Source organism: Geothrix fermentans DSM 14018, from assembly GCF_000428885.1.
Taxonomy (GTDB): Bacteria; Acidobacteriota; Holophagae; order Holophagales; family Holophagaceae; genus Geothrix; species Geothrix fermentans.
On record NZ_AUAU01000006.1, the window covers coordinates 81,599 to 95,717 of the forward strand.

General features: G+C 69.5%; 10 protein-coding genes. 1 reads left to right on the forward strand and 9 read right to left on the reverse strand.

What is annotated here, in order from left to right; translation table 11 throughout:
* The first annotated feature begins 408 nt into the window (after positions 1-408).
* A complete protein-coding gene (locus tag G398_RS0101380) occupies positions 409-843 on the forward strand; it encodes a hypothetical protein (RefSeq protein WP_026852251.1) in 435 nt (144 codons plus the stop codon).
* A gap of 173 nt (positions 844-1,016) precedes the next feature.
* Here the strand turns inward: G398_RS0101380 and G398_RS0101385 are convergent, their stop codons facing one another.
* The 9 genes from G398_RS0101385 to sufC form a co-directional block, all read right to left on the reverse strand.
* Positions 1,017-3,380, reverse strand: a complete 2,364-nt coding sequence (locus G398_RS0101385; RefSeq protein WP_052571104.1) for a prolyl oligopeptidase family serine peptidase — start codon at positions 3,378-3,380, stop codon at positions 1,017-1,019.
* Between the two features lie 50 nt (positions 3,381-3,430).
* Complete coding sequence (locus G398_RS21790) at positions 3,431-6,223, reverse strand: AAA family ATPase (protein WP_026852253.1); 2,793 nt, start codon at positions 6,221-6,223, stop codon at positions 3,431-3,433.
* On the reverse strand, positions 6,220-7,341 hold the full coding sequence (locus G398_RS0101395; protein WP_026852254.1) for an exonuclease SbcCD subunit D: 1,122 nt from the start codon (positions 7,339-7,341) through the stop codon (positions 6,220-6,222). Before G398_RS0101395 ends, G398_RS21790 begins: the two co-directional genes overlap by 4 nt.
* A gap of 96 nt (positions 7,342-7,437) precedes the next feature.
* Positions 7,438-9,195 (reverse strand): 30S ribosomal protein S1, encoded by a 1,758-nt coding sequence (locus G398_RS0101400; RefSeq protein WP_052571107.1) that lies wholly within the window; start codon positions 9,193-9,195, stop codon positions 7,438-7,440.
* Positions 9,196-9,535: 340 nt separating this feature from the next.
* Positions 9,536-10,096: a NifU family protein gene (locus G398_RS0101405; RefSeq protein WP_026852256.1), complete on the reverse strand. Its 561-nt coding sequence runs from the start codon at positions 10,094-10,096 to the stop codon at positions 9,536-9,538.
* 105 nt (positions 10,097-10,201) lie between these two features.
* Positions 10,202-10,651 carry a Fe-S cluster assembly sulfur transfer protein SufU gene (gene sufU, locus G398_RS0101410; protein WP_026852257.1) on the reverse strand — a complete coding sequence of 150 codons (450 nt, stop codon included), beginning with the start codon at positions 10,649-10,651 and terminating at the stop codon, positions 10,202-10,204.
* Between the two features lie 136 nt (positions 10,652-10,787).
* Entirely contained in the window at positions 10,788-12,035 is a 1,248-nt protein-coding gene (locus tag G398_RS0101415) for a cysteine desulfurase (RefSeq protein ID WP_052571111.1), read from the reverse strand.
* Entirely contained in the window at positions 12,032-13,309 is a 1,278-nt protein-coding gene (gene sufD, locus G398_RS0101420) for a Fe-S cluster assembly protein SufD (protein WP_026852259.1), read from the reverse strand. Before sufD ends, G398_RS0101415 begins: the two co-directional genes overlap by 4 nt.
* Positions 13,306-14,070 carry a Fe-S cluster assembly ATPase SufC gene (gene sufC, locus G398_RS0101425; protein ID WP_026852260.1) on the reverse strand — a complete coding sequence of 255 codons (765 nt, stop codon included), beginning with the start codon at positions 14,068-14,070 and terminating at the stop codon, positions 13,306-13,308. Before sufC ends, sufD begins: the two co-directional genes overlap by 4 nt.
* Positions 14,071-14,119: the final 49 nt, after the last annotated feature.

The window sequence follows — 14,119 nt, forward strand, 5'->3', positions numbered from 1 at the left end:
CCCTCCTCCCTACCGCGATGGGTGGGAAGCCTCCTGCTGGGCCTGTCCGCCCTCAGTCTGGGATTGGCCCAGGAGCGGACGCGTTCTGAACGACCTGAGCGTTCTTCGCCTTCCGTGGATCATCCCCGGGCTGAACGTACGACTCCCCCAGCTCCCGCGGAGCGTCCCGCTCCCGCGCGCCCCACGGGGACTCCCAGGGTCCAGGGATCTTCGGAGTCATCCAGCCGCACGAACCGGCCGGGGCCGGTGAGGCTGTCCAGCGATCCCGGCACATCTCCGACCCCACCGGCGCCAGGGAAGGGAGACGGAGTCCTGGCAGGGCGGACCAGCAGGCTCATCATCGAGCCGGCTCCCCTGCCTCGACGCCTGGAGGTACCGACAGAAAAATACTGGCGTAGCAGGGATCTCATGGCGGAAATCCAGACCATGGCCCGGCGCGGATCCATAGCCGTGCATCCAGTGGGCGACGACTTGGCTGAGTTCACAGGGATTGCGGACTTTCCCGCCGGATGGAAGGCCTACGGCTTCCGTGTGCCGTCCCGGGAAAACATCCGGATCAGCCTCCATCACTCCAATAAAGCCTGGTTCCGCCTGATCATGGTCAATCGGCAGGGTGAGCAGGAAAAGGGCATGCTCCAGAACCTCATTCCGACCGGCAATCCCGAAACGACTTACACGAACCCCACCGACGAGACACGGCGCGTGTACGTCATCGTCGACGATCCCGGCTGGATGTCCAGCGAGACGAACCCCTTCATCATGAGGATCACCCGCAGTTGGGGCCAGGGTGGGAAGGCGGAGGACAGTACTCCTCTCGCCTCGGGGATTTGGGCCGTGAAATAGCTGGCGTCCATGCTCCTTCCGACGAACGTGGAGCGGCCGTGAGACGGTTGCCCCACTGGACCGCTGCGTTGCTCGCGATGACGGGATGCATGCCCATCTCCACGGTGACGGCCCTGTTGAACCTGAGACCGATCCTTTGATTTGCGAATGATTGATCGAGGGATGATTCCGCCCTACTTCAGGTGCCTGTCGAACCAGTGGAGCATCTCCCACAGGGTGTGCTCCACGGACTCGCGGGCGAGGTAGCCGTGGCTCTCCAGGGGCAGGGTGACGTTGCGGGCGGTCTGGCCGTTGCCCTTGAGGGCGGCGTAGAGGCGCTCGCTCTGGATGGGGAAGGTGCCCTGGTTGTTGTCCGCCTCGCCGTGGATGAGCAGGATGGGCGCGTGGAAGTGGTCGGCGGCCATGAAGGGCGAGATCTTCAGGTACATCTCGGGGGCCTCCCACAGCGTGCGGCGCTCGCTCTGGAAGCCGAAGGGCGTCAGCGTGCGGTTGTAGGCGCCGCTGCGGGCGATGCCGGCCTTGAAGAGGGTGGAGTGGGCCAGCAGGTTGGCGGTCATGAAGGCGCCGTAGCTGTGGCCGCCCACGCCCACGCGCTTGGGATCGATGACGCCCAGCTCGTCGGCCTTGTCGATGGCGGCCTTGGCGCTGGCGACCACCTGCTCGAGGTAGGTGTCGTTCACGGTCTTGGGGTCGCCCACCACCGGCATGGTGGCACTGTCCAGCACCACGTAGCCCGACAGGAGGAAGAACAGGTGGGACATGCCGTTGATGGTGGTGAAGCGGTTGGCGGAGCCGCTCACCTGGCCCGCGGTGCCGGCGTCCGTGAACTCCAGCGGGTAGGCCCAGACCACCGCCGGGCGGCGCTCGCCGGCCTGATAGTCGGGCGGCAGATAGAGGGTGAAGCTGAGGGCCACGCCATCGGGCCGCGTGTACTTCACGAGCTTCTTCTGGATCTTCCGGAGTTCGGGCAGGGGGTCCGTGAAGGTCGTGCGCGCCACCGTGGGGGCGTTCGGGGCGGAGCCGTGCAGGAAGTAGTTCGGCGCTTCCGTGGGGCTCTCGCGCCGGGTGATGAAGCGGCCATCCGGAAGGAGCGCCGTTGGCGACTCGTAGACGCCCTCGCCGCAGCGGAAGAGGCGTTCCGTCTTCAGCGAAGCGGGATCGAAGCGGTCCAGGAAGGGCCGGTCGCCCGAGGGCGTGGCACCGGCGCCGGTGAGGAAGAGGCTGTTCCCCTCCTGCCGCAGGGCCGTCTGGCCGCTGGGCAGGGTGCGGGCGAGGAAGGAGCCGGGGTGCCGGTAGCGGTCGTTGCTGCTCAGGTCGAAGGCGAGGCGGGCCTCCGCGGGCTTCGCGGGATCCACCAGCCAGGTGCGGGTCCAGCGGCGGTCCCGTTCGTACTCGCGCACCACGGCCAGATCGCCGCGCTCGCCCCACTCGAGGCCCACGAGGCGGGCCTTGAGGCGGATCAGTTCGGCGGGCGCCGCCTGGAAGGGCGCGGCCTGCGTCAGCACGCGGTCCCGGAACTCGGCCTTCTGTTTGGGGTCGCCGCCGTCCAGGGCCTCGACCCAGGCGAGGGTGGCGGGTTCCGTGGGCCGCCAGTGCAGGGACCGGGGGCCCGTGCGCACACCCTCCATGGGGATGCCTTCGGCCAGCGGCAGGTCCGCCGCGGTATGGACGAGCTTGCCGGTGCGATCCCAGACCTCGTCGCGGACGGGGAACTGGAAGGCCGGCACCAGGTAGGAGAAGGGACGCCGGAGGCGGGCCACCAGGATCAGCTTCCCGTCGGGCGAAGGCTGGATGTCCGCGTAGAGGCCGGGCTTGCCGAGGGGCTTCAGCGCCCCGGTGGCGAGGTCCACGCGCACCAGCTGGGACTGGCCCAGGAATTCGAACAGGGTCTCGTCGAAGGCGTTCTGGAGGAGGTCCTGGTAGGTGGGCGCGGGAGCGGCCTTGCCCTCGGTCTCCTGGATGCGGGGGCCGGTGGGCACCTCCGGCGCCATGGGCATGGGGCCCTGGTTTGCGGGCACGGCCTTGGCGAGCAGGGTGCCATCCGGCAGCCAGTCGAGGGGCTGGCCCAGCACGGCATTGAGGTCCAGGCCCGGAACGCGGTGGACCTTCCCGGTGGCGGCCTCGCCCACCCACAGCTCGGTGGCCCGGGCGCCGGCTCCGGTCATCACGAAGCGCCGGCCGTCGGGCGACCAGCGCGGCTGGCCCAGGGCCACGCCGGCGGGCAGGAGGATGGGCCGGGCCGGGCCGCCCTTCACGTCCTGGAGGGCCAGGGCCTTCAGCCGCGGCGGATGGTGGGGGCCGCGGGTGCGGGGGTTCAGCCGCAGGCCCGCCAGCCGCGCCATGGGCTGGGCCAGGGCCCCAATCGGAGGATGGCGCTCGAACTCGGCCAGCAGGAACCGGTCCCCCGCGGGGCTGGCCAGCAGGGCAGGCGTGCCTGGCGCGTCCAGCACCCGCTCGATGGCCCGGGGTGCCTTCTGGTAGGGCGTCGGCTGGGCGGCGAGAGCCAGGCACAGGAAGGGCGCGAGGGGACGCAGCATGGGCACTCCGGGGGGTTCCGGGAGCATACCACGCCATGTGAGGTAGGCCCCTAGTCGACTCGGAAGCGCGCGTGGCTGCCGCCGGGGCCCGGCGTCACCTCCAGGCGGGCGGAGATGCGGGCCTTCACGTCGTCCAGGTGGCTGATGAGGCCCACCAGGCGACCGCCCTGGTTCAGCTCCTCCAGGGTGCGGAGGGCCAGGTCCAGGGCCTCGGCATCGAGGCTGCCGAAGCCTTCGTCGATGAAGACCGTGTCCAGCCGGATGCCCCCGGCATGGCGCTGCACCACGTCCGAGAGGCCCAGGGCCAGGGCCAGGCTGGCCTGGAAGCCCTCGCCGCCCGAGAGCGAGCTCACGGCCCGGGCGCGGCCGGTGTGGGCGTCCGTGATCTCCAGTTCCAGGCCCCCGGCCCGCCGCAGGTCGCCGCCGCCGGTGGCCCGCCGCAGGGCATAGCGCTGTTTGCTCATGCGGCGCAGGCGCTCCGAGGCCGAAACCAGCACCTCGTCCAGGAGGGCGCCCTGGACGTAGCGCTCGAAGGAGACACGCGTCCCCTCCTCGCCTCGGGCCACCCGGGCCAGACTGGCCGCCGCACGGTGGCGGCGCTCCTCCGTGCCCTGCCGCGCCTCGAGCTCCGCGAGGGAGGCCTCCAGGCGCTGGAGGGCGGCCTGCTCGGACTGGGCCCGGCCCAGGGCCTCGCCGGTCTGGGAGAAGCGAGCCTGGGCCTGGTTCCGGGCGGCCTGGAGGGCGGGCAGGTCGGGGGCAGGAGCGGCTTCGGGCGGAGGCTCGACCCCGGCCGCGGCCAGGGCCGCCGTGAACTCGAGGCCCGCTTTCCGGATCTCCGCCCGGGCGTCCTCCAGGCGGGCACCATGGGATCTCAAGGTGGCCTCGGCCTGGACGGCCGCCTCCTGGGCCGCCTTCCGGGTCTCGCGGGCGGCCTTCAGCCCGGCTTCGGACCGGACCAGCTCGCCTTCCGTCTCCCGCCGCTGGGCGGCGAGGGCTCCGGGGACGCGCAGGTCCTCGGGCAGGGCCGCTTCATGGACCTTCATCCGGGCTTGGGCTCCAGCCTCCAGGAGCGCGACCTCCGATTGCCGTCGGGTGGTGGCGGCGAGCTGGGCCTCCGCCTGCTTCTGGGCCTCTTCGGCCTCGGCCAGGATCTTCCCGATCCGGGGCAGCTCGGCCTCGGCTTGGCGGCTTCGTTCCCAGGCCTCGTGGCAGTGCGTCTCCTCGGCGGCCAGGGAGCCGGGATCGAGCCCGGCCTCCCCGCCCAGCTGGTCGATGAGGCCCTGTCGGAGGCGGCGGGCGGTTTCCAGGGCCGAGGTACAGGTGGCGGCGGTCTTCTGGGTCCGGGCCTGCGCCAATTCGGCATGGTCCTGGTCTGCTTGGGCTTTCCGGATCGCCGTCTCATCCGGCAGGTCCGCCGAGGCTTCGGCGGGATGGGGATGCGCTTCACTGCCGCAAACGGGGCAGGGCTCACCGGGTTTCAGGGTCCGGGCGAGGTGGGTTGCCTGGGCCGTCAGCAGCTGCGCCTGGAGGTCCCGGAGGCGGCCGCGGGCTCCCTGGACCGCCTCCTCGGCGGCCTCCAGCTCAGCCTGGGCGGCGTCATGGGCGGTGCGGGCCTGCTGGACCTCCTGTTCCGCCCGGGAGAGCTGCTCCCGCTGGGTCCGCTTCTGCTGGGCCAGGCGGAGCAGGCCTTCCCGGCCCTGCTTTTGAGAGGCCTCGGTCTGCAGGCCGTGGAGCCGGGCCTTTTGGCGCTCGGCCTCCTGACCGGCGGCGTCGCGGTCCTGGACATCTTTCGCAGCCGAGACCTGGAGGCGCCGGGCCTCCCGGGCCGCTTCCCCGGCCTCCTGCCGGGCCTGCTGGAGATCGGCCAGCTTGGGGTCCAGCTCCTTCAGGCGGGCGATGGCGCGGCGGAGTTCCTCCCGGCGCGGCTCCTGGGCTTCTGTGTGGGCCAGGGCGGCTTCGGCCTGCGCGAGGGCCTGGGTTCGCGCCGCGGCTGCTTCCGCCAGGTGGGCCTCCTCCTGTTCCAGCAGCCGGACCCGGGCGAGGGCCTCCTCCAGGTGCTTCCCCTCGCGCAGGACGGCCTCCGCTCGGTCGAAGGCGAGCCGGGCCTCCGTCTGCTCGTGCATCCGTTCCTTCACGCACAGGGCCGCGGCTTCCAGGCGCTCCGGCAGGTCCTGGGCCGCGGCCACGCCGGCCTGGGCGAGGAGCTGGCGTTCCTCGGCCTGGGCCGCGAGGAGGGCCTCCCGCAGGACCTTCTCGCGCTCCGCCAGGGCCTCGGCGAGGGCGGCGTAGCGGCCGGTCTGGAAGAGGGTCTGGAGGATGGCCTGGCGCTCGGCGGAGCCCGCCAGCATGAACTCCTGGAAGCGGCCCTGGGGCAGCAGGACCACCTGCCGGAACTGGCTGGCCCGGAAACCCAGCAGGTCGGCCACCGCCGCATCCACCACCGTGGGCTTCTCCGTGGCCAGGGGCACCTCGGCGCCGTCCCGCAGTTCCCACAGGTGGGCCGCGTAGAGCTGCTTCTTCGTGCCGCCGCCGCGCACCTTCGGCACCTGCTGCTCCGGCGTGCGCTCCACCCGGTAGGCCTTCCCGCCCAGGGCGAAGTCGAAGGTCACGCGGGTGGGGGTGGCCGCGGCGGCGAAGTGGCTGCGCAGGTCGCGGGTCTCCCGCTGGCCGCCGCTGGTCTGGCCGTAGAGGGCATAGCTGATGCCGTCGAGGATGCTGGTCTTGCCCGCGCCCGTGGGGCCGTGGATGAGGAAGAAGGACTGGTCGCCCAGGTCCGCGAAGTCGAGGTCCTGCCTTCCCGCGTAGGGGCCGAAGGCTTCCAGGCTGAGGCGCAGGGGCTTCATTCCGCCTCCCCGGCGAGCAGCTTCCCGGCCACTTCGCGGAAGAGGGCCAGCTCTTCCTCGTCCATCCCGCGCCCGGCGGTGTCCTGGAAGAAGGCCTCGAAGAGGGCCGCGGGATCCAGGTCGCGATCGGCGGTCCGAGCCACCTCCTGGGCGGGCACCGGGGGCGGGGCGGGCACGATGCCGAGGATGTTCGGGTAGACTTGGCGCAGGCGGGCCATGGCATCCAGCACGGGCCCCTCGTCCAGCAGGTCCAGGAACAGGTAGTCGTCGGGGTTTCCCACGGGGCCGCGCATGAGGTCATCGAAGCGGCCGCGCAGGCGCCGCAGGTCGCGACGGGGCGTGAGGGGCAGGGACTCGGTGTGGGCGGGGCCATGCTCCGGCAGCTCCACCAGGGTCAGGGCCTTGGTGTGGGCGGCCTCGGAGGCGCTGTACTTGAGCAGGCTGCCGGCGTAGCGCACGTGGGGATATCCGGCCGCCTGGGGCCGGTGGAGGTGGCCCAGGGCCGCGTAGTCGCAGTCCCTGAAGAGGGCCGCGTCCACCTCGCCGGTGCCGCCCACGGCCAGGCCCAGCTCCGAGTCCGAGCCTTCGCCCCCGGCCACGAAGGCGTGCGCCACGGCCACGAAGCGGCGGCCCTCCGGGTGGGCGGCGCGGGCCCGGGCCAGCTGGGCCGCCAGGGCGTCCTGGTGGGTGCGGATGCCCTCGTCCTGGAGGGCATGGCGGGCCATGACCGGGTCTGCATAAGGCAGGAGGTGGAAGGCGGCGGAGCCGATGAGGACCGGCACCGCCGCCTCCAGGGTGCCCGCCACATGGAGGCCCTGGGCCCCGAGGAAGCCGGAGGCGAAGCCCAGGCGCTCGGGGCTGTCGTGGTTGCCCGCGATGAGGAGCACGGGCACGCCCAGGCCCCGCACGAGGCGGTCGAGGGCGTCGTCCAGCAGGGCCACGGCCTCCTTGGGCGGCACCGCGCGGTCGTAGAGGTCCCCCGCCACCACCAGGGCCTCGGCGCGGGTCTCCTTCGCCATGGCCGCCACCTGATCCAGGGCGTGGGCCTGGTCCTCCAGGAGGTTCGCGTTGCAGAGGGTCTTGCCGAGGTGCCAGTCGGAGGTGTGGAGGAAGCGCATGGACGTCCGTGGAAGCCGGAGGGGGCTTCCGAGTATCGCATCCCACCACGACGAAGCCCCCTTGCGGGGGCCTCATCGTGGTGGGTGGAAGGGACGCTACTCGCGCTCGGCCTTGTTGAAGGCGTCGGCCAGGGTGGCCTTTTTGAACTCGGGCTGGCGGGCCTTGGCGGCTTCCATGTCGCCGCGCTCCTGATCCTGCTCCAGCTGCTTGACGGAGAGGCCGATGCGGCGCTCGGTGGGATCGAGCTTCACGATCTTCATGGTGAGCTCCTGCCCGGCGGAGAACTCCTTCTGGATGTCCTCCACCCGCTTGCGGCTCAGCTCGGAGACATGGACCAGGCCCTCGATGCCGTCGCCGAGGTCGACGAAGGCGCCGAAGTCGGTCAGGCGGGCGATCTTGCCGGTGAGGACGTCGCCCACGTGGTGACCCTCGAAGAAGATCTCCCAGACGTTGGGCTCCATCTGCTTCACGCCGAGGCTCATGCGCTGGGCCAGGGGGTCCAGGTTGAGGACCTTGGCGGTGACGCTGTCGCCCTTCTTCACGATCTCGCCGGGGTGCTTGATCTTCTTGGTCCAGCTGAAGTCGGAGACGTGGATGAGGCCGTCGATGCCCTCCTCCAGCTCGACGAAGGCGCCGAACTCCGTGATGTTGCGCACGGTGCCCGTGACGATCATGCCGGGCTGGTACTTCTCGGCGATGGCCATCCAGGGGTTCGGGGTGATCTGCTTCATGCCGAGGCTGATGCGGCGGTTCTCGCTGTCCACCTGCAGGATCAGGGCCTCGACCTGGTCGCCCAGGTTGACCATGCCCTTGGCGGACTTGACCTTCTTGGTCCAGCTCATCTCGGAGACGTGCACCAGGCCTTCGATGCCGGGCTCCAGCTCCACGAATGCGCCGTAGTCGGTGATCGAGACGACCTTGCCCTTGACCGTGGCCTGGATCGGGTAGCGCTCCTCGACGGAGAGCCAGGGATCCGGGAACTTCTGCTTGTAGCCGAGGCTGACGCGCTCGGTGTCCTTGTCGTACTTGAGCACGGCCACTTCGACCTTGTCGCCCACCTGGAACATCTCGCTGGGGTGATTGAGCCGGCCCCAGGACATGTCGGTGATGTGCAGCAGGCCGTCCACACCGCCGAGGTCGACGAAGGCGCCGTACTCCGTGATGTTCTTGATGGTGCCCTCGACCAGCTTGCCTTCCTCGAGGCCCGCCAGGGTCTCTTCCTTCAGGCTCGCATTGATGGTCTCGAGGAACAGCTTGCGGGACAGGACGATGTTGCCCCGGCGGCGGTTGACCTTGATGACCTTCATGTCGAAGGACTTGCCGAGGTAGGGATCCAGGTTGCGGACGGGCTTCATGTCCACCTGGCTGCCGGGCAGGAAGGCGCGGATGCCGATGTCCACCGCCAGGCCGCCCTTGACCTTCTCCAGCACGGTGCCGTGCACGGTCATGTTGGAACGGAAAGCCTTCTCGACCTCGTCCCAGATCTTCATCTTCTCGGCGCGCTCGCGGCTGAGGCGCACGTTGCCGTGGGCGTCCTCCAGCATCTCGAGCAGCACTTCCACCACGTCGCCCACCTGGACGCCCTGGGTGCCGTCGGGGTTGTTGAACTCGTCAAGGTTGACGGTGCCCGACCCCTTGTAGCCGATGTCGACGATGACGTCCTTGCCGCGGATCTCCACGACGACGCCACGGACCACTTCCTCCTCGCGGAGGCCGCGGGTCTCGCCCTGCAGCGCGGCCAGGAACTCCTGCCCATCGGCGCTGTCGTCCTCGACATAGCCCGGATCAAGTACCGTGATCCGGCCCATGTGCTTGGGGGCCTGGCCCTTCAGAATTGCTTCTAGCTTGGACATGAAGTCCACCTCGTTTGGTTGCGCCCGCTCTCTGGCGGTGCGCTGGAATCCCGGCACACGAAGTCCGGCAGAACGCCTAGATTAGCCCAGAAAACCTTTGGAAACCATGAAATATCCGGAAGGCCTGCCCGGGGGCGTTGGCTGGAAAAGATGTTCAACCGCAGAGGACACAGAGGGCGCGGAGATAAAGAGGGCGGTTGGTTCGGCCTGGGTTTGGTCCTGACGTCGAAGCTGGCCCGGGCGAGGGACATCCCCGGAACCCTTGCCAGACCCCCCTCTGCGCGCTCTGCGTCCTCTGCGGTTAAGAGTCTTTCCCTAGCTTTGGGGCCCTGCTGGGGGATCACACGCTGATGACCACGATCTCCGGATCCACTTCCTTCTGGAGCATGCCCTCGATGGCGACCAGGGTGCCCGTGAGGCTGGCCGGGCAGGAGCCGCAGGCGCCCATGTAGCGGATCATGACCTGCTTCTCGTGGCGGCCGATGAGCTCCAGGCCGCCGCCGTCCGCGGCCAGGGCCGGCAGGATGGCGCTCTCCAGCACCATGCGGATGTCCCTGAGCATCGGATCGTTGGCGTCATCGACCTTGCTGAAGACCCTCGGCGCCCCCGGCGGGGGGGCCTGCCCACCGCCGGCACCCGCCGCGGCCCGGATGGGGGCGGCCAGCAGGGGCAGCATCTCGGGCCAGCCCTTGTCGTCGGTCTTGGTGACGGTCAGGAACTTGTCCTGCATGAAGACCGAGGTGACGTTCCCCACGGCGAAGAGGCCCTTGGCCAGCTCGTCCTCCTGGGCCGTCTCCACGTTGGGGAACGACTTGGGAAAGCCCAGGGCCACCGGCTCCTTCAGCACGAACTTCACGGCGTTGGGGTTCGGCGTGTACTCGATTTCAGCGATTTTAGGCATTAAGGACTCTCACCACGAAGACGGGAAGACCACGAAGAAAACCAGAAAGGACCAAGGAAGAATTGCGGTCATTCTTCGTGGTCTTGGTGGTCTTCGTGGTGAATTTCATTCAGTGCTCGCTTCCGCCTCGCCCTTGAGCGCGGCGTGGAGGGTGGCCCAGGGGAGGACGGCGCACTTCACGCGGCTGGGCAGGTCCTTCACGCCGCTGAACAGCGTGAGCTTGCCCAGCAGGGGCGCCTGGGTGGCGGGGTCCAGCTCGCCGCGCACCATGCCGCGGAACTGCTCGGACATGGCCTCGGCCTCGGCCACGGTCTTCCCCTTCACGGCCCCGGTCATGAGGCTGGCGCTGGAGACGTCGATGGCGCAGCCGCTGCCATGGAACTTGATGTCCTTCACCACCCCGTCCTCGATCACCATCGTCAGGTCCAGCTGGTCGCCGCAGAGGGGGTTGTAGCCCTCCGCATGGTGCGTGCAGGGCTCCAGCTTCCCGAAGTTCCGGGGCTTCTTGTTGTGCTCCAGGATCACCTGCTGGTACAGCTCGCGGGGGTCGGTCATTGGGCAGATCCAGACGTATAAAGGACATCCACGAAGGTCACGAAGGGAAAGGACAGGACACGAAGGGCATCTCGGTAATCGACTGTCTTTCCTTTGTGCCCTTGATTCATCTTCGTGCCCTTCGTGGAGATCCTTTTCATTTGAAGATCTCGATGGCCTTCAGCACGGCCGACACCAGCACATCCACGTCTTCGCGGGTGTTGAAGTAGGCGAAGGAGGCGCGGGTGGTGGCGGGGACGCCGAAGCGGGTCATGATGGGCTGGGCGCAGTGGTGGCCGGCCCGGACCACAACGCCCTCGCCGTCCAGCAGGCTGCCCATGTCGTGGGCGTGGATGCCGTCCACCACGAAGGAGAGGACGCTGGCCTTGTCCTTCGCCTGGCCGAGGATGCGCAGGCCGGGGATGGCGGAGAGCTTTTCCGTGGCGTAGGCCAGCAGCTCGTGCTCGTGGGCGGCGATGCGGTCCAGGCCCAGGGCCTCGAGGTAGTCGATGGATTCGCCCAGGCCGATGGCGGCGGCGATGGGCGGGGTGCCGGCCTCGAACTTCCCGGGCGCGGCGATGTACGTGGTCTTCTCCCAGCTGACGGAGCGGATCATGTTGCCGCCGCCGTGCCAGGGGGGCATGGCGTCCAGGTGGGCCAGCTTGCCGTAGAGGACGCCGATGCCCGTGGGGCCTGAGAGCTTGTGGCCGCTGAACACGTAGAAGTCGGCGTCGAGGTCCTTCACGTCCACCTTGAGGTGGGGCACGGCCTGGGCGCCATCCACCAGCACGGGGACGCCCTTGGCGTGGGCCCTGGCGATGATCTCCTTCACGGGGTTGATGGTGCCCAGCACGTTGCTGACGTGCACCACGCCCACGATCCGCGTGCGGTCCGTGATCAGCTCGTCGAGCGAGTCCAGGATCAGCTCGCCGTCATCGGTCAGGGGGATGACCTTGAGGGTGGCGCCCTTCTCCTCCGCCAGCATCTGCCAGGGCACGATGTCGGCGTGGTGCTCCATGGCGGACAGGAGGATCTCGTCGCCCGCCCCCACCTTCATGCGGCCGAAGGTCTGGGCCACCAGGTTGATGGACTCCGTGGTGCCGCGGGTCCAGACGATCTCCTTGATGGAGGCGGCGCCGATGAACTTGCGCACCTTCTCCCGCGCGGCCTCGTAGGCGTCCGTGGCCTCCTGGCTGAGGGTGCTCACGCCGCGGTGGACGTTGGTGTGCTCGTCCCGCTCGTACTTCGCCATGCGCTCGATGGTCCGGAGGGGCATCTGGCCGCTCACGGCGCTGTCGAGGTAGACCACGGGCTTGCCGTGCAGGATCCGGGAGAGCAGGGGGAAGTCCCGGCGGATGGCGGCGACGTCGAGGGGCTGGGCGGTGGCGTTCACGGTGGGGCTCATGACAGTTCTCCCAGGGAACCTGCCTGGGTGCGGGCCATGACGAGCTGGCGGAGGCTCCGGCGCAGGCTGGCCACGGGGATGTGGGTGAGCACGTCCGCCGCGAAGCCGTAGGTGAGGAGGTTGCGCGCGTCGTCGGCGTTCATGCCCCGGCTCTGGAGGTAGAACAGCTCCTCAGGGTCCAGCTGGCCCACGGTGGCGCCGTGGCTGCACTTGACGTCGTCGGCGTAGATCTCCAGCTGGGGTTTGGTATCCACCCGGGCGGCTTCGGACAGCAGCAGGTTGCGGCTCTGCTGCTGGGCGTCCGTGCCCTGGGCGCCCTTGGCCACGAGGATCTGGCCGTTGAAGACGGCCCGCGCCTTCCCGTCCACGATGCACTTGTGCAGCTGGTGGCTGGTGGCGCCGGGCTCAGCGTGGTGCAGGAAGCTGTGGGTGTCGGCCACCTGGGCGCCGTCCAGCAGGGCCAGGCCGTCCAGGGTGGCGTCGGCGCCCTCGGCCAGCCGCACGCGGGGCTCCTGCCGGGAGAGGCGGGCGCCGAAGCTGAGGGTGCGGGAGTGGTACTGGCCGCCCCGGCCGACCTCGGCCTTGAGGGAGGTGAGGTGGAAGGCCTCGGGGCTCTCCCGCTGCACGCGCTCGTGGCGCAGGATGGCGCCTTCGGCCACGCGGATCTCCACCACGGGGCAGCTCAGGTAGGCGCCCTCGCCGTGGTGCTCCTCCACCAGCTCCAGCTCCGCGCCGCGCTCCAGTACCACCAGGACCCGGGGGAACACGGCCACGGGGGATTCGGCCTTCGTGATGAAGAGCAGGTGCAGGGGCAGGGCCACCTTGAGGTTCTTGGGCACCAGGATCACGGCGCCGTCCTGGAAGCGGGCGGTGTTCAGATCCTCGAAGAGCCCCTTCGCCGTGCCGTTGCCGACGCTGCCGAGGGTGTGGCAGGCCTCGCTGGCGTGGGACATGGGGAAGTAGCGCACCCCGGCGGGGACGGCGGAGGCGCAGCTGGCGTGGGGGGCGTGGCGACCGTTCACGAAGACCTGGCGCGTGCCCACCATCTCGGGGAGCAGGTGGCCGGCGACGTCCACGGTAGCCTCAGGGGCGGGGCTGAAGCCGCCGGCCAGAAGCTTGAGGTCCGTGTACTTCCAGTCCTCGTCGGAGGTCGTGGGCAGCTCCCGGCCCGCCAGCCGCTGCTCTGCCGCCTCGCGCAGCGGGGCCCACTCGGCGGGTCGCGGCCCATTGAGCAGGTCGGCGAGCAGGTTGGAACCGGCCAGGGCTGAGGTCATCGGGCGCCCCCGGCGGCGGCCTCTTCCAGCACCCAGTCGTAGCCGCGGTCCTCCAGTTCCGTGGCCAGCTCCTTGCCGGCGCTCTTGAGGATGCGGCCGCCGGAGAGCACGTGCACGAACTGGGGCTGGATGGTCTCCAGGATGCGGGGGAAGTGGGTGATGATCAGCAGGGCCCGGTCTGGGCGCTGGAGCCGGTTGACGGCCTCGCCCAGCACGCGGAGGGCGTCGATGTCGAGGCCGCTGTCCAGCTCGTCCAGGATGGCGAGCTTGGGCTCCAGCACGGCCATCTGGAGGATCTCGTTGCGCTTCTTCTCGCCGCCGCTGAAGCCCTCGTTGAGGCTGCGGTCGAGGAACTCCTCGCGCATGGCCACGAGCTTGATCTTCTCGTGGATGAAGTCGTCGAACTCGAGGGGGTCCAGCTCGTCGCGGCCATCGGCCTCGGCCTTCTTGTTGTAGGCCAGGCGCAGGAAGGCTGCATTGCTCACGCCCGGCACCTCGATGGGGTGCTGGAAGCCCATGAAGAGGCCGGCGCGGGCCCGCTCATCCGCGGCCATCTCGAAGAGGTTCCGCCCCTCGTAGAGCACCTCGCCGCCCGTCACCTCGTAGGCGGGATGGCCCACCAGCACCTTGCCCAGCGTGGACTTGCCCGAGCCGTTGGGGCCCATGATGGCGTGGATCTCCCCCGCCTTTATCTCCAAGTCGATCCCCTTCAGCACCGGCGTGCCGTTGATCGAGGCGGTCAGGTTCTTGATGGAAAGCATCTAAAACTCCAACAACAAAATATCAACCGCGAATGGCGCGAATGGCGCG

Excerpts from the sequence above, each read along its gene's own strand:
- G398_RS0101395 (WP_026852254.1), bottom strand. The coding sequence starts at position 7,341 with ATGCGCTTCCTCCACACCTCCGACTGGCACCTCGGCAAGACCCTCTGC.
- G398_RS0101385 (WP_052571104.1), bottom strand. The coding sequence starts at position 3,380 with ATGCTGCGTCCCCTCGCGCCCTTCCTGTGCCTGGCTCTCGCCGCCCAG.
- G398_RS0101400 (WP_052571107.1), bottom strand. The coding sequence starts at position 9,195 with ATGTCCAAGCTAGAAGCAATTCTGAAGGGCCAGGCCCCCAAGCACATG.
- sufD (WP_026852259.1), bottom strand. The coding sequence starts at position 13,309 with ATGACCTCAGCCCTGGCCGGTTCCAACCTGCTCGCCGACCTGCTCAAT.
- sufU (WP_026852257.1), bottom strand. The coding sequence starts at position 10,651 with ATGACCGACCCCCGCGAGCTGTACCAGCAGGTGATCCTGGAGCACAAC.
- G398_RS0101415 (WP_052571111.1), bottom strand. The coding sequence starts at position 12,035 with ATGAGCCCCACCGTGAACGCCACCGCCCAGCCCCTCGACGTCGCCGCC.
- sufC (WP_026852260.1), bottom strand. The coding sequence starts at position 14,070 with ATGCTTTCCATCAAGAACCTGACCGCCTCGATCAACGGCACGCCGGTG.
- G398_RS0101405 (WP_026852256.1), bottom strand. The coding sequence starts at position 10,096 with ATGCCTAAAATCGCTGAAATCGAGTACACGCCGAACCCCAACGCCGTG.
- G398_RS21790 (WP_026852253.1), bottom strand. The coding sequence starts at position 6,223 with ATGAAGCCCCTGCGCCTCAGCCTGGAAGCCTTCGGCCCCTACGCGGGA.
- G398_RS0101380 (WP_026852251.1), top strand. The coding sequence starts at position 409 with ATGGCGGAAATCCAGACCATGGCCCGGCGCGGATCCATAGCCGTGCAT.